We start from the raw sequence: 13,934 nt of genomic DNA on the forward strand, positions 1-13,934 counted from the left end.
TAGTCAAAACGCGGCGGCCAGGCCGCCGTCAGACAGAAACGGCATCCGACGCCGCCAGCCGGCCCTCGTTCAGCCGCAGCACCCGCTGGGTGCGGCCGGCCAGTTCCAGGTCGTGGGTGACGATGATCAGGCTGGTGCCCAGCGTGCGGTTCAGCTCCAGCATCAGCTCGAACACCTGGCCGGCGGTATGGACATCCAGATTGCCGGTGGGCTCGTCGGCCAGCAGGCAGGCCGGCTGCGTCACCAGCGCGCGGGCGATGGCGGCGCGCTGACGCTCGCCGCCGGACAATTCGCCCGGCTTGTGCTCCAGGCGCTTGCCCAGCCCTACCCGCTCCAGCATTTCGCCGGCGCGGCGGGCGGCTTCGGCCTTGTCCATGCGGCGGATCAGCAACGGCATCATCACGTTTTCCAGCGCGGTGAATTCCGGCAGCAGGTGATGGAACTGGTAAACGAAGCCCATCGACTCGTTGCGCAGCTTGCCGCGCTCGGTTTCCGACAGCGTGGACAGGTCGCGGCCCAGCACCTCCACCACGCCGGAAGTCGGCGTGTCCAGTCCGCCCAGCAGATGCAGCAGCGTGCTTTTGCCGGAGCCGGACGCGCCGACGATGGCCAGGTGCTCGCCCTTGCCCACTTCCAGATTCACGTCTGACAGCACGTCCAGCCCCAGCTTGCCTTCCTGGTAGCGTTTGCCGAGCGAGCGGCAGCTCAATACCTTATTCATAGCGCAAGGCCTCCGCCGGTTGGGTGCGCGAGGCGCGCCAGCTGGGATACAGGGTGGCGAACAAGGCCAGCAGCAGCGAAATGATGGTGATGGTGGACACGTCGCCCCACTGCACGTCGGACGGCAGGTAATCGATCATGTAGACGTCGCTGGACAGGATCTTGGTGCCGATGATGCGTTCGATCACCGGCACGATCACGTCCAGGTTCAAGGCGATCACCACCCCGCTGGCCACCCCGGCCAGCGTGCCCAGCACCCCGGCCACCGCGCCCTGGATCACGAAGATCTTCATGATGCTGCCGGGCGACGCGCCCAGCGTGCGCAGGATGGCGATGTCGGCCTGCTTGTCGGTCACCACCATCACCAGCGTGGACACCAGGTTGAACGCCGCCACCGCGACGATCAGCGTCAGGATGATGGTCATCATCCGCTTCTCGATCTGCACCGCGCGGAAGTAATTGGCGTTGGTATCGGTCCAGTCGGTGACCAGCAGTTGCGGCAGTCGCGGCCGCAGCTCGGCCTTCAACTGCGGCGCCAGCATCGGATCGTCCAGCCGCAGCCGCACGCCGCTGACCGAATCGCCCATCCGCTCCAGCACCTGGGCGTCGCGCAGATTGACCATCGCCAGCGAGGCGTCGAATTCGAACATGTCCACCTTGAAGATGCCCACCACGGTGAACTGCTTGGAGCGCGGCACCATGCCGGCCGGCGTGATGTTGCCCTGCGGCGTCATCAGCGTCACCTTGTCGCCGACGCCCACGCCCAGCTGGCGCGCCAGCTCCACGCCCAGCGTCATGCCGAAGCTGCCGGGCTTCAGGTCTTCCAGCTTGCCGGACACCATGTGGCGACCCACGTCCACCACCTTGTTCTCCAGCGCGGGCTCGATGCCGCGCACCAGGCCGCCGCGCACATTGCCGTAGGCGACGAACAGGCCCTGGCTGCTGACGAAGGGCGCCGCCGCCTGCACGTGCGGCTGCTTGGCCAGCATCGCCTGCGCGTCGCGCCAGCCGGCGAGGCGGCCGTCGTAGCCGCTGACTTCCAGGTGGGAGGCCACGCTGAGGATGCGGCCGCGGATTTCCTTCTGGAACCCGTTCATCACCGACAGCACGATGATCAGCGCCGCCACGCCGAGGGCGATGCCGACGATGGAAATCAGGGAAATGAAGGAGATGAATCCGTTGCGGCGCTTGGCGCGCAGGTAGCGCAGCCCGATAAAGGCTTCAAAAGGCATCTCGGGTTTTCTCACTCGGAACGGTAGGGATTGTCCAGGCTCTGCATCATCGCCACCAGGAAGTCGCGCACCTGCCGCTCGTCGCAGCCCATCAGCACCGCGTCCTCGAAAGCGTCCTGGGCCATCTGGGCGATTTCCTCCAGGTTCTCGCGCATCACTTTCAGCTTCTCGACGCAGGCGACGACGTTGCCCTCCGGGTCGCGCCATACCGGTATTTCGATTTTCAATGCCATATCCCTGTTCCTGAAAACACGATGCCCGCGAAAAGCGGGCATCGTCGCTCGGCCGGACCGCTCAGTGCCGGCCCTTTTTCTTCTTGCCGACGGATTTCGCCGCCTTTTGCGCCTTGGCGCCCTTCTTGCCCTTGGGCTCGGCCGCCGCCTTGCATTTCCTGCCCTTGCGGCATTTCGCCGCTTCCGGCGCCGGCGACGGCTTCGCCGCGATTTTCACGCTGACGTCATCGGAAGTATCGGCGGCCTGCAAGGCGGTGCTACGATTGACCCTGCGCGCGCCATTGTAGCGCGCGGTCCAGTAGCTCTGCGACAGGTTCGACACCTCGATGTTCTTGCCGGTTCGCGGCGCGTGGATGAATTTGTTGTTGCCCATGTAGATGCCGACATGGGAGTAGCTGCGGCCCAGGGTGTTGAAGAACACCAGGTCGCCCGGCATCAGTTCGCCGCGTCCGACCGACTTGCCCACCCGGGCCATCTCGGCCGCGGTGCGCGGCAGGTTGACCCGCAGCGATTTCTGGAACACGTAACGAATGAAGCCGCTGCAGTCCAGGCCGTCGTCCGGCGTGTTGCCGCCGAAGCGATAGGCGACGCCCAGCAGGCTCATCGCTTGCAAAAGCAAGTCGCCCACCGCATCCTCTTGCGGAGCAGCGTACTTGGAGATGGGATCGTCCGATTTGTCCGTCGCCGAACTGTCGGCGGCGGCTTTCCCCTCGGTCGGGGCCTTGTCTGGCGCGGCCTGGGCAAAAACCATGAAGCCCGCCAGCGCCAGCGCTGATAAGCGGAGTTGCAATTTCATAGGCCGCACTCTATCGGACGGGACCGGTAGTGTAAAGCCAAGCGGGACGGCGAAAAGCACATGATTCGGGAAACCTTGATTGCAATGCGGGACTTACCGCGGTTAAGAGAAATCAGCGGAATTTTGATCCGTCATGGACTGGGAGAGTTCGCTCAGCGGCTGAAGTTGCCGCGCGCGATGGAAAAGGCCGGAGAATGGCTGAACCTGTCGCTGCCGGAGAACGAATCCGGCCAGCCGACGGCGGTGAGGGTGCGGCTGGCTTTCGAAGAGCTGGGCCCCACCTTCATCAAGCTGGGCCAGATCCTGTCCACCCGCGTGGACGTGTTCCCGCCGGACTGGATAGATGAATTCGAGAAGCTGCAGAACCGGGTGCCGCCGCTGCCGCCGGCGATGGTGCACAAGCTGATCGTCGGCGCGCTGGGCGCCGAAGCCGACCAGCTGTTCGCAGAGTTCGACATGCAGCCGATAGGCTCCGCGTCCATCGCCCAGGTGCACCGCGCGCGCCTGAAGGACGGCAGCGAGGTGGCGGTGAAGCTGCGCCGCCCCGGCATCGCCGACAAGGTGGAGGCGGACCTGCGCATCCTCGCCCACCTGGCCCACCTGCTGGAGCTGGAATTCCCCGAGCTGCGCCGCTACCAGCCATCCAGCATCGTCGCCCAGTTCTCGCGCTCGCTGCGCCGCGAGCTGGACCTGGCGATCGAGGCGCGCAATATGGAGCGTTTCGCCCGGGACTTCATCGACGACCCCTTCGTTGAAGTGCCGAGAGTGCATTGGGAATACACCAACGCCGCGGTCAACGTGCAGAGCTACGTCGACGGCGTGGCGGCCCGTGATCTGTCGCGGCTGAAGGACAGCGGCCTGGACCCGGTGCTGCTGGCCCAGCGCGGCGCCGACGCGGTGCTGAAAATGATATTGGTCAACGGCTTCTTCCACGCCGACCCCCATCCCGGCAACGTGTTCTTCCTGGCCGAGCACCGCATCGCCTTCATCGATTTCGGCATGGTGGGCCGCATCAGCCACGTGCGGCGCGACGAAATCGTCGACCTGCTGTCGGCCGTGGCGGAGCGCAACGAGCACGGCATCATCGACGTGCTGGTCGAGTGGACCGGCAACACGCCGGTGGACATGCCGAAATTCGCCGACGAGGTCGGCGAATTCATGTTCCAGTACGAACACGTGCCGCTGAAGGGACTGAACATCAGCCAGCTGATCGGCGACATCATGGCGCTGATCCGCAACCACGGCATCGTGCTGCCGCCGGACATGGCGATGCTGTTCAAGGCGCTGGTGACGCTGGAGGGACTGGGCCGGCAGCTGAACCCTGAATTCCAGCTGGTCGCCCACATCACCCCCTTCGTCAAGGAGTTGATCGTCGCCCGCTACCATCCGGCGGCGCTGCTCAAGCGCGGCCGCCAGTCGCTGTCCGAAGGGCTGGAGATGATAGCCGGCCTGCCGCGCGACCTGGTCCGCATCGGCCGCGACATGCGCCACGGCAAGTTCCGCGTCAACCTGGACCTGCAGCGGCTGGACAGCTTCGGCAAGCAACTGGACCGCAGCAGCAACCGGCTGACCATGGGCATCGTCACCGGCTGCCTGATCATAGGCTCGTCGATCGTGATGACCGTCAACGCCGGGCCCAAGCTGTTCGGGCTGCCCTTCTTCGGCTTCTTCGGCTTCATGCTGGCGCTGCTCAACAGCGTGTGGCTGGTCTGGTCGATCTGGCGCTCGGGGAAGGACTTATAAGCGCCAGAGTGGATTTTAGAATTGTTGGCAATACGGGAAACTGCGGCATCAAGCCGAGCGGAGGCGGGTCGATAGCGAGGGGGTACGCCTTAAGGGACACCGCCATGAAAATCGCCTCCGCCACCGTCAGCCTCGGCAGCAACTTCAGCCAGAGCCAATCCCTCAGCGTCACCCAGACGCTCTCAGTGGAGTCCCCGCCACAAACGGCCGCCGACAACGTGCAACTGAGCCAACAGGCGACGCAGGCCAGCCTGCTCGACCAGCTAAGCTCGGACAAGGACGCGGTCTACAGCCTGATCGAGGCGATACTGGAAAAGGCTTTCGGCGTCCATTTCAAGCTGCTGCGCCTGTTCCCGCTCCGGCCCGAGAATTCTCAACTCTCCGTCATCCCCGACCCCACGGTCAGCGCGCAGCAGGACATCGACTACCAGCAACAGCAGCAGCTGAGCTTCACCGCCAATGGTCAGATCACCACTCAGGACGGCAAGCAACTGCAGTTCTCGCTGAACATGCAGATGCAGAGCAGCTACCAATACCACAGCAGCCAGAGCTACCAATCCGGCGGCAAGAAAAGCTGCGATCCGCTGATGGTCAACCTGGGCGGCGGCGCCGGCAGCCTGGACGGCGCCAGCGTCAGCTTCGATCTGCAGCGCAACGGCCAGATGGTGAATCTGCCCTTCTCCAGCCAGGGCGGCTGGCTGGCGCTGGACAAGAACGGCGACGGCAAGATCAATGACGGCAGCGAGTTGTTCGGGCCGCAGTCCGGCAACGGCTTCGCCGACCTGGCCAAGCTGGACAGCAACCACGACGGCGTGATCGACGAGAGCGATCCCGCCTTCGCCCAGCTCAGGATCTGGACCGGCCGCGGCAGCGACGGCAAGGATCAGCTGATTTCGCTGAAGGACGCCGGCATCGGCGCCATCCTGCTGCCCAGCGTGGACGCGCCGCTGACGCTGCGCGCCAATTCCAGCGACGCCGACCCGCAGGCGCAGATGCGGCGCGCCGGCGTATTCGTCAAGGAGGATGGCCAGGCCGGCATGATCAGCCAGCTGGACGTCTACGGCTGAGCGCCGCCGGAAAGGCTCCGCGCGAGCGGCGTCAGCCGGCCGCCTACTGCGGCCGGCTGACGATGTCCGCCTTGAACCACTTGCGCGACAGCGTCTGCAAGGTGCCGTCGCGCTGCAAGTGGCCTATCGCCCGATTCACCGCCGCCAACAGTTGCGGGCTGCCTTTGCGCAACACCACGCAGGCGTCTTCGCGCGCCAGCATGCGGCCGGCGGGCGCCAGCTCGCCCTGCGTCTTCTGCGCCAGGTTGAAGGCCGCCAGCCGATTGATCACGATGGCGTCCACCTCGCCGCGGCGCAGGCCGTCGTACTTCGTCGGATCGTTCGGGTAACGATGGATATGGGCCTGCGGCGCGTTGTCGCGCAGCCATTGCTCATAATTGGTGCCCGCGCTGACGCCGACATGGGCGCCGGCCAGATCTCCGGCGCCGTGGAAGCGCGGCAAATCCGGCTTGCGCACCACCAGTTGCAGCCCGGAGTAGGTGTAGGGAATGGAAAATTCGAAGCGCTTCCTGCGTTCCGGCGTCGCCACCACCTGGTTGATCACCACATCCATCCGGCCGGCCGCCAGATTGTCCAGCATATGGTCCCAAACCATGGTCTGAAAACGCGCCGCCACCCCCATCTGCTTGGCCAGCGCCCGGCCGAAATCCACCTCGAAGCCCTGCAGCTGGCCGCCAGCGAGCTGGCTATAGGGCGGAAAGGTGCCTTCCAGACCGATCGACAGCGCGCCTTCGCGCCGGATGCGCGCCCATTCGTCGCCGCCGGCTTGCGCCGGAATCTGCGTCAATAGCAACAGCGCGCAAAGCGCCCATCCTTTCCAACCGGCCAAATTCATATTGCCTCCCGCTCCGCCGTGGCACTGGCATTAAGGACAAAAACCATTCCTTACACCATAGGCGATGGCCGTTCGGCGGCCAGGCCAAATCCGCAAAAAATCCTTTCCACGCAAAGCCTTGCGCCATGCCCCCCCCCACTCAAAGCATGGCCCGGCGGAACCGAATCGTCCGATCGCGTCAGAAAAAAAGGACTTGAAAAACGGGATTGACTCTACAAATGATAATTATTATCATTTTCAAAAAACTCACACAGGAGAACGTCACAATGAACGCCATGCTGGTTGGAGCCGACACCTTGGGCAACATCCCCGACGTGCTGCAGAACTATGGCATCACCATCCACCGCCACCTGAGCGGCCGCAACAGCTCGCATCAACGCAAGGTGGATCGCCTGCCCGCCGGCACCGACCTGCTGATCCTGTTCACCGATTTTCTCGGCCACAATGTGATGCGCCATTTCCGCGAACTGGCGGCCGAACAGCAGATCCGCTTCATTGCCTGTCGGCGTTCGGTCTGCGCGCTCAAGCAATCGCTGACCGGCGCCGGCATGTGCGAGCAGCCTTGCGCCGCTTGCCCGCAACGCGGCGGCGGCGACAAGCCGATCAAACGCAAGCGTTGAAGCGTCTGTTTCAGCAAGATTTTTCTCTAAGCTCTTACCTTTGTAGCTTCACGAGCCGGCCGCAGCCGGCTCTCTTTTTGCCCGCCGCGCGCAGTCGTCGAACCAGGGGCGCAGCTCTGAATCGAACGATGCCGCCAGCGCCTGCGCCGCGGCATAAGCCTCTTCCGCCTCAGCCTGGCGGCCCGATCCCCCCTGCGCCCGCGCCCGCTCCAGCAACAGGAAGGCGCGATCCACGTCCTCCTCGCCATTGGCCGCGATCAGGGCCAGCCCAGCGTCGGCGGCCTGCAAGCCGTCCGGCCAGCGCTCGAATCGGTTAGCCGTCAGCGCCAGCAGGTATTCCGCCCGCTCGTGGTTGATCCAGTTTCCCGCCCTGCTCCACAACAGCCTGGCGATCCGCGCGCCATGGAACAGCGTCTGCTCGCTGAACAGATCTCGAACATCAAGCTCGTCTCTGTCCAGGAAGGCCGACACGATATTGTTGACCAGCGCCGCCAGCGCGGCATCGGTTTCGCCCGCCTCGCCCAGTTCCAAAGCCGCTTGCAGGACAGCGAACTCTGTCAGCGATTCCCGCAGCGGAGCCCCGCCCAGCGCGCCCAGCAGCACCCCAAGCCGGATGGCGAGGCGGGCGCCGTCGGCGTTCGCGCCTCCCGCCAGACATTGCCGCTCCAGGCGCCAAGCCGCCAAAGCGTCGCCGGCCAGCGTGGCGGCCACCACGCAATGGCGCAGCAGCGCCGGACCGGCGTCGGCCAGCGGCATCGCCTTCAGCAGGGACCAGGCGCCCCGCCAGTCGCCCTTTTTTTCGCCCAGCAAGTGATTGGCCAGCCAGGCCGCCCTCGGGAGCGAGGCGGCGGGAAGGTCCGGCGAGGCGAGCAAGGCGGGCAATTGCGCGATCGCCTCGTCCGGGCGGTCGTCATGGGTTCGCATCAATGCATCGAGAACAGCAGTCGCAGACATGAAAAAAGCCTTTCCAAACCAGAAAGGCTCAGTGTCGCCAGCGACTGCGAAAATGTCAAAAGCATCAATCGCCGGACGCTTCGTCTCCCCGTCCCGCCTGGCGCGCGGCTTCGCGCAGCATGCCCAGCTGCTGCGAAAACTGCCTGCAGTTGCCGCACAACATCAAATGCATTTTCAGCTTGAGCAACTCACCCATGCTCAACGGACGGTCCAGCCCGGCGGATATCAACCGGCTGGCCGCGCGGCAATTCAACTTCATCGCTCGTCCTCCCGGCTCCAGCGTATTGAAAAACACTCGCGCAGGCTCATGCGCGCGCGGTACAACAGCACTGAACAGTTAGTCGCGGTGATCTCGAGATTGTTACAGATGTCGGCGATCTCCATCCCCATCACCTCGCGCATCGCGAACACCATCGCGGTGCGGCGCGGCATCACCTTGGAACACTCCTCGAACACCTGCCAGAACTGCTTGGAAACCAGCTGCGACTCCGGCCCGCTCCAGGCGCGCATCGGCTCGCGCCAATGGCCGTCCTGGGTGAACAAGCCGTCGAAATCACTGTCGTCACACTCGTCATCCAGCGATTCGAACAGCTTTTCCTTGCCCTTGCGGCGCAAGGCGTCGATCAGCTTGAAACGCAAGATGGAGGTCAGCCAGGTGCGCAGGGTCGACTTGCCGGAGAAGTTATCCCGCGACTCCAGCGCCGCCAGCAGCGTCTCCTGCACCGCCTCCTCAGCGGCGTCGCGCTCGCGCAGCTGCGCCAGCGCGTAACGCAGCAGATAAGGGCGCTCCTGTTCTATCGCTTGCGGATCCACCATGCGCTTACTCCCTGCAGAATTCCACCGCCTGGTCCAGGCGGTCCACGGCCAATACCTTCAGGCCTTCTATTTCCTGGCGCGGCTTGTTGGCGCTGGGCACGATGGCGCGGGTGAAGCCCAGCTTGGCGGCTTCCTTCAGCCGTTCCTGGCCGCGCGTCACCGGCCGCACCTCGCCGGCCAGGCCGACTTCACCGAACACTACCAGCTTCTCCGGCAGCGCCTTGTTGCGCAAGGACGAAACCATGGCCAGGATGATGGCCAGGTCGGCCGCCGGCTCATTGATCTTGACGCCGCCCACCGCGTTGAGGAACACGTCCTGGTCGAAGCAGGCCACGCCGCCGTGGCGGTGCAGCACCGCCAGCAGCATCGCCAGCCGGTTCTGCTCCAGGCCTACGGTGAGGCGCTTGGGCTGGAATCCATGGCAATCGTCCACCAACGCCTGGATCTCCACCAGCAACGGCCGCGTGCCTTCCTGCGTCACCAGCACGCAGGAGCCGGCGACGTCATCCCGGTACGACGAGAGGAAGATGGCCGACGGATTGGACACGCCCTTCAGGCCGCGATCGGTCATCGCGAACACGCCCAGCTCGTTGACCGCGCCGAAGCGGTTCTTGATCGCGCGTATCATCCGGTAGCTGGAATGGGAATCGCCCTCGAAATACAGCACGGTATCCACCATGTGCTCCAGCACGCGCGGACCGGCCAGCGAGCCTTCCTTGGTGACGTGGCCGACCAGCAGCACGGTGATGCCGCTCTGCTTGGCCATCCGCGTCAGTTGCGCCGCGCATTCGCGCACCTGCGACACCGAGCCCGGCGCCGAAGTCACCTGCTCGGTGTACAGCGTCTGGATCGAGTCGATCACCACCACCTCCGGCTGCTCGCGCTTCAGCGTGGCCAGAATGTTTTCGATGCAGATTTCGGCGAGCAGGTCGACGCTGCTGGTATCCAGCGCCAGTCTTGAGGCGCGCAGCGCGATCTGCTGCGCCGACTCCTCGCCGGACACGTACAGCACCTTGCGGTTCTGGCCGATCTGCGACAGCGCCTGCAGCAGCAGCGTGGACTTGCCGATGCCCGGGTCGCCGCCGATCAGCACCACTGCGCCGCGGACGATGCCGCCGCCCAGCACGCGGTCCAGTTCGTCGATGCCGGACGGATCCCGCGGGGTTTCCTCGGTTTGCACTTCGGACAGCTTTTGCACCTTGGTGACGTTGGCCGCCCACGACTGGAAGCGCGGACCGGCCGCGGCCGGCGCGGCCACCGCCTCGGTCAGCGTGTTCCAGGCATTGCAATGCGGGCACTGGCCCTGCCATTTGGGCGATTGTCCGCCGCACTCGGTGCAGCTGAATACGGTTTTGTTCTTGGCCATCAGGGAAGGATTCAGGGTGAATCAAAGGCGGAAGGATAGCAGGACGGCGCGAAACCGGCAGTCAAAAACGCTTCAGCCCGGGTTGCGGCCCGGGTCGGACTTGTTCAGTTCCTGGATGATGTTGAGCAGGCGCTTCTGATCCTCGGGCGGCGCCGACGATGAATGCTTGGCTGTCTGGCCATTGCGTATCGCGCGCATCACCGCCGCCACCTGGGGATCGTTCTTGGCGGCGCGGTCGGCCTCTTCGCTGCTCATCAGATCGGGCAGGCCGGTCTGCCCGGCCGACGAAGTGGAGCCGCTGGCCGCGCGCTTGCCGGCCATCGCCGGCGCCGGACCGGAAGCGGGCTGCGCCGCGGCTTCGGGCAACGGCTCCATCGTTTCCAGCTTGTTCTTGGCCATGTACTCGTTCATCTCGCGCCAGCCGGCGTAGATGAAGGCCTTGTCCGCGCTCGGATTGCGCTGGTAGCACTCTTCCAGCGAACGGCCGGTCTGGCGGCAGGCCGCGCCTATCGCCTTGTCCGAATCCTTGCTCAGCCCGGTCACGCTGTTCACATAGTTGCAGCCGCCCAATAGCAGCGCGCAGGCCAACAACAGCAATCTCTTCATGCCCTCTCCCCGTTTCAGCCGCGCGGCTTGCGCAGGTCCAGCTCCACCACTTCCCCGCTGCGGCCGCGGCTGTCGCCGCCCAGCCAGTACAGGAAATGCGGCATCAGATCGGCCAGATCGGCACGCTCGCTCTTGTCCTCGCCCGGATGGGTGCGGTTGCGCTGCGGCGAATTGACCGGCCCAGGCAGCAGCAGGTTGACGCGCAAATTGGGCAGCATCTCCCACTCGTCGGCCGCCACCTTGGTCAGGTACGGCAAGCCGGCGTTGGAGGCGCCGAAACCGCCCCAGTAGGCCGCCGGATGCAGCGCGTGATGCTCGCCGACGAACAGCACCGACGCGTCCGGCGCGTCCTTCAGCAGCGGCAGGCAGGCGCGGGTCAGCGCGAACGGCGCCACGGTGTTGATCCGGTACTGGTTCATCCATTCTTCTATGGTCTGGTTGCTCAGCGGCGACAAGGCGTAGAAATGCGAGGCGCAATGCACGATGCCGTCCAGACGATCGAATTCGCGCTTGATGGTCAGCGCCAGCTGGTTGAACTCGTTCTCGCCCGCGTTCAGCAGGTCAAGCGGCACCGCCGCCGGCTCCGGCCCGCCGGCCGCCACGATTTCATCGTAGACCTTCTCCAGCCCCTTGACGCTGCGCGCGAGCAGCACCACGGTGGCGCCGTGGCGGGCGAAGGCCAGCGCGGCCTCGCGTCCCACGCCCTGGGAGGCGCCGGTGATCAGGATCACGCGCCCTGCCAGCGCGTCTTGGGCAAACTCGGTCTTCATCGTCATGGTTCTATTCCTAAGTCCTGCAATGCGGCCGCCGCCGCGGCCACGCCGCTGCGCGCCGCCCCCTCGAGCGTCGCCGGATAATCGGGATGCGCCCAATCCCCGGCCAGATAGATTCCCCTTTGCGCCGTCCGCGCCGCCGGCCGCTCCAGGCCGACCTCGCTGGCGAACGTCGCCCGCTTTTCCACGATCACGCGGCTGTGCGCCGGCTCGGGCAAATGCGGCGCCAGCCGGCGCGCGTCGGCCAACGCCCTGGCGACCAGTTGATCGGCGTCCGGCAACGCGGTCGGGGCGCTGAGCACCGCCGCCACCAGGCCGGCTTCGCCGGCAAGCGCCTCGCGGTCGAACAGCCAATCCATGCCGCCGCCGCTGACGCCCATCATCGGCGCCGGCAGCCGCGGCGAAACATCGAAACGCAGGTAGACGGTGGCGATCGGCCAGTAGCGGTAGGCCTCCAGCCCGGCGCGCAAGGCCGGATCGTCCAGCAGCGCCGCCGCATGGTAGGGCGCGACGGCGCTTATCACCGCATCATACCTCTCATCGTCCACTTGCGGACCATCCTGAAGCGAGGCTATCCGCCGCGCCCGGCATTCGGCGCGCAGATCCACGCCCCGCTCCTTCAGCCAGCGCCAGGCCGGATCGGGAAACAACGCCGACAGCCCGGCGGCAGGCAGCAGCAGATCGCTGTCCGCGCGCCGCGCGCCCAGGCTGTCGCGCAGGGTTGCTGCCAGCACCCGCATCGACGCCCGCTCCGGCGGCGTGTTCAGCGCCGACAACACCATCGGCCGCCAGAAATCGTCGCGCAGCCTGCGGCTCTGGCCTTGCTCCGCCAGCCATTCGGCCACGCTGCGATCACGGGCCAGCCGGTAGCCGCCGCGCCGCAAGCCATCCAGCGCGCGCGCCAGCAGCCATTTGTCGCGCCAGCCCAGGCCCCGCGCCGCCAGCAAGCCCGCGGCCAGATGCAGCGGCGCGGGCAGGCGCGGGCAATCCAGGCTCAGGCCTCCTTCACGCCGCCACTGCAGCGGCTTGCGCAGCAGCAAGCGGGCGGGATCGGCGCCGACTGTCCGCATCAGGCGCAGGCATTCTGCATAAGCGCCGAGCAGAATGTGCTGACCATTGTCAAACCTGTCTTCCGCGCGCCCGATGCAGCGGGCGCGGCCGCCGGGTTCGCGCCCGGCCTCGTAGACGGTGACATCGGCATGGCCGGCCAGTTCCACCGCCGCGGCGAGCCCGGCCCAGCCGGCGCCCACCACCGCTACCCTGGGTTTCACGGCTTGTAGCCGAAGGTCCAGGTTTTCCAGGCCAGCCACAGCTTGCGGCCGGTTCCCAGCGACAGGCGCTGGTTCAGCACCTTGGCCGGACCATCCTGCTGGATTTCCCGCAGCGTGGCGCGGTAGATGGCCGCCATCAGCAGGCCCGGGCGCTGCGATTTGCGGTCGGCCGCCGGCAGCAGCTCCCAGGCCTTGCGGTAATGCTCGTGCGCGCGCTCGATCTGGAACGCCATCAGCGACTTGAAGGCGTCGCTCTCCTCGTAATGCAGAATGTCCATCGCCGGGCAGTTGAAGCGCTGCAGCTCCTCCATCGGCAGATAGATACGGTCGCGCCGCGCGTCCTCGCCGACGTCGCGGATGATGTTGGTCAGCTGGAAGGCGACGCCCAGCTCGTGCGCGTACTCCAGCGTGCGCTCGTCGGTGTAGCCGAAGATGCGCGCCGCCAGCTTGCCCACCACGCCGGCCACCCGGTGGCAGTACAGCAGCAGGTCCTGGAAGCGCTGGTAGCGCACCATGCCCAGGTCCATCTCCATGCCGTCGACGATTTCTTCCAGCTCCGACTGCGGCAGATGGAAAGCGTCAAGATGCGGCAGCAGCGCGCGCATCACCGGATGATCGACCTCGCCGCGGTAGGCGCGCTGCACCTGCCCGCGCCACCAGGCCAGCTTGGCCTGGGCCACGCTCAGGTCGTGGCACTCATCCACCGCGTCGTCCACCTCGCGGCAAAACGCGTACAGCGCGGTGATCGCCCGCCGCCGCGCGTCCGGCAGGAAGCGGAAGCTGTAGTAGAAACTGGAGCCGCTGGCAGCGGCCTTGTCTTCGCAATACTGATCGGGCGTCACGCGCCTCTCCCCCACTGTCGCCGGCCCGTCTTCGGGCCGGATGCATGCCATCCATGGCGC

At 65.8% G+C, this 13,934-nt stretch carries 16 protein-coding genes; 3 read left to right on the forward strand and 13 right to left on the reverse strand.

Translation table 11 applies throughout. From position 1 onward, the window contains the following. Positions 1–28 precede the first annotated feature (28 nt). From lolD to ACY3GB_RS05250, 4 genes are all read right to left on the reverse strand, one after another. Positions 29–721, reverse strand: coding sequence for a lipoprotein-releasing ABC transporter ATP-binding protein LolD (lolD, locus tag ACY3GB_RS05235; RefSeq protein WP_463087828.1), 693 nt, complete (start codon positions 719–721; stop codon positions 29–31). Beyond that, positions 714–1,952 (reverse strand): lipoprotein-releasing ABC transporter permease subunit, encoded by a 1,239-nt coding sequence (locus tag ACY3GB_RS05240; protein ID WP_463087829.1) that lies wholly within the window; start codon positions 1,950–1,952, stop codon positions 714–716. The genes lolD and ACY3GB_RS05240 overlap by 8 nt, the downstream gene beginning before the upstream one ends. A gap of 11 nt (positions 1,953–1,963) precedes the next feature. Continuing rightward, positions 1,964–2,185, reverse strand: coding sequence for a hypothetical protein (locus ACY3GB_RS05245; protein WP_463087830.1), 222 nt, complete (start codon positions 2,183–2,185; stop codon positions 1,964–1,966). 61 nt (positions 2,186–2,246) lie between these two features. Further along, on the reverse strand, positions 2,247–2,981 hold the full coding sequence (locus ACY3GB_RS05250) for a C40 family peptidase (RefSeq protein ID WP_463087831.1): 735 nt from the start codon (positions 2,979–2,981) through the stop codon (positions 2,247–2,249). 123 nt (positions 2,982–3,104) lie between these two features. On the opposite strand from ACY3GB_RS05250, the gene ACY3GB_RS05255 reads away from it, so the two are divergent. Next, on the forward strand, positions 3,105–4,724 hold the full coding sequence (locus ACY3GB_RS05255; RefSeq protein WP_463087832.1) for an ABC1 kinase family protein: 1,620 nt from the start codon (positions 3,105–3,107) through the stop codon (positions 4,722–4,724). 104 nt (positions 4,725–4,828) lie between these two features. Next, complete coding sequence (locus ACY3GB_RS05260) at positions 4,829–5,791, forward strand: hypothetical protein (protein WP_463087833.1); 963 nt, start codon at positions 4,829–4,831, stop codon at positions 5,789–5,791. A 43-nt stretch (positions 5,792–5,834) separates the two neighbouring features. On the opposite strand, the gene ACY3GB_RS05265 is transcribed toward ACY3GB_RS05260, so the two are convergent. Beyond that, positions 5,835–6,626, reverse strand: coding sequence for a transporter substrate-binding domain-containing protein (locus ACY3GB_RS05265; RefSeq protein ID WP_463087834.1), 792 nt, complete (start codon positions 6,624–6,626; stop codon positions 5,835–5,837). A 266-nt stretch (positions 6,627–6,892) separates the two neighbouring features. On the opposite strand from ACY3GB_RS05265, the gene ACY3GB_RS05270 reads away from it, so the two are divergent. Beyond that, complete coding sequence (locus tag ACY3GB_RS05270; RefSeq protein ID WP_021477625.1) at positions 6,893–7,246, forward strand: DUF2325 domain-containing protein; 354 nt, start codon at positions 6,893–6,895, stop codon at positions 7,244–7,246. Positions 7,247–7,294: 48 nt separating this feature from the next. Here ACY3GB_RS05270 and ACY3GB_RS05275 read toward each other — a convergent pair whose 3' ends face one another. From ACY3GB_RS05275 to hpnD, 8 genes are all read right to left on the reverse strand, one after another. Then, complete coding sequence (locus tag ACY3GB_RS05275; RefSeq protein ID WP_463087835.1) at positions 7,295–8,170, reverse strand: hypothetical protein; 876 nt, start codon at positions 8,168–8,170, stop codon at positions 7,295–7,297. Positions 8,171–8,264: 94 nt separating this feature from the next. Beyond that, positions 8,265–8,459 carry an anti-sigma factor family protein gene (locus tag ACY3GB_RS05280; protein WP_463087836.1) on the reverse strand — a complete coding sequence of 65 codons (195 nt, stop codon included), beginning with the start codon at positions 8,457–8,459 and terminating at the stop codon, positions 8,265–8,267. Beyond that, on the reverse strand, positions 8,456–9,016 hold the full coding sequence (locus tag ACY3GB_RS05285; RefSeq protein ID WP_104947555.1) for a sigma-70 family RNA polymerase sigma factor: 561 nt from the start codon (positions 9,014–9,016) through the stop codon (positions 8,456–8,458). The genes ACY3GB_RS05280 and ACY3GB_RS05285 overlap by 4 nt, the downstream gene beginning before the upstream one ends. Positions 9,017–9,020: 4 nt before the next feature. Continuing rightward, entirely contained in the window at positions 9,021–10,382 is a 1,362-nt protein-coding gene (gene radA / locus ACY3GB_RS05290) for a DNA repair protein RadA (protein WP_166438233.1), read from the reverse strand. A 72-nt stretch (positions 10,383–10,454) separates the two neighbouring features. Continuing rightward, complete coding sequence (locus tag ACY3GB_RS05295; protein ID WP_463087837.1) at positions 10,455–10,988, reverse strand: hypothetical protein; 534 nt, start codon at positions 10,986–10,988, stop codon at positions 10,455–10,457. 14 nt (positions 10,989–11,002) lie between these two features. Beyond that, positions 11,003–11,764, reverse strand: a complete 762-nt coding sequence (locus ACY3GB_RS05300; RefSeq protein WP_081666162.1) for an SDR family oxidoreductase — start codon at positions 11,762–11,764, stop codon at positions 11,003–11,005. After that, positions 11,761–13,032 (reverse strand): hydroxysqualene dehydroxylase HpnE, encoded by a 1,272-nt coding sequence (gene hpnE / locus ACY3GB_RS05305; RefSeq protein ID WP_463087838.1) that lies wholly within the window; start codon positions 13,030–13,032, stop codon positions 11,761–11,763. Before hpnE ends, ACY3GB_RS05300 begins: the two co-directional genes overlap by 4 nt. Beyond that, on the reverse strand, positions 13,029–13,874 hold the full coding sequence (hpnD, locus tag ACY3GB_RS05310; protein WP_463087839.1) for a presqualene diphosphate synthase HpnD: 846 nt from the start codon (positions 13,872–13,874) through the stop codon (positions 13,029–13,031). The genes hpnE and hpnD overlap by 4 nt, the downstream gene beginning before the upstream one ends. Between the last annotated feature and the right edge of the window lie 60 nt (positions 13,875–13,934).

The organism is Chromobacterium sp. Ag138 (genome assembly GCF_055181315.1).

Coding starts and splice junctions, on each gene's coding strand:
- lolD (WP_463087828.1), bottom strand. CDS start 721: ATGAATAAGGTATTGAGCTGCCGCTCGCTCGGCAAACGCTACCAGGAA.
- ACY3GB_RS05240 (WP_463087829.1), bottom strand. CDS start 1,952: ATGCCTTTTGAAGCCTTTATCGGGCTGCGCTACCTGCGCGCCAAGCGC.
- ACY3GB_RS05245 (WP_463087830.1), bottom strand. CDS start 2,185: ATGGCATTGAAAATCGAAATACCGGTATGGCGCGACCCGGAGGGCAAC.
- ACY3GB_RS05250 (WP_463087831.1), bottom strand. CDS start 2,981: ATGAAATTGCAACTCCGCTTATCAGCGCTGGCGCTGGCGGGCTTCATG.
- ACY3GB_RS05260 (WP_463087833.1), top strand. CDS start 4,829: ATGAAAATCGCCTCCGCCACCGTCAGCCTCGGCAGCAACTTCAGCCAG.
- ACY3GB_RS05265 (WP_463087834.1), bottom strand. CDS start 6,626: ATGAATTTGGCCGGTTGGAAAGGATGGGCGCTTTGCGCGCTGTTGCTA.
- ACY3GB_RS05270 (WP_021477625.1), top strand. CDS start 6,893: ATGAACGCCATGCTGGTTGGAGCCGACACCTTGGGCAACATCCCCGAC.
- ACY3GB_RS05275 (WP_463087835.1), bottom strand. CDS start 8,170: ATGCGAACCCATGACGACCGCCCGGACGAGGCGATCGCGCAATTGCCC.
- ACY3GB_RS05280 (WP_463087836.1), bottom strand. CDS start 8,459: ATGAAGTTGAATTGCCGCGCGGCCAGCCGGTTGATATCCGCCGGGCTG.
- ACY3GB_RS05285 (WP_104947555.1), bottom strand. CDS start 9,016: ATGGTGGATCCGCAAGCGATAGAACAGGAGCGCCCTTATCTGCTGCGT.
- radA (WP_166438233.1), bottom strand. CDS start 10,382: ATGGCCAAGAACAAAACCGTATTCAGCTGCACCGAGTGCGGCGGACAA.
- ACY3GB_RS05295 (WP_463087837.1), bottom strand. CDS start 10,988: ATGAAGAGATTGCTGTTGTTGGCCTGCGCGCTGCTATTGGGCGGCTGC.
- ACY3GB_RS05300 (WP_081666162.1), bottom strand. CDS start 11,764: ATGACGATGAAGACCGAGTTTGCCCAAGACGCGCTGGCAGGGCGCGTG.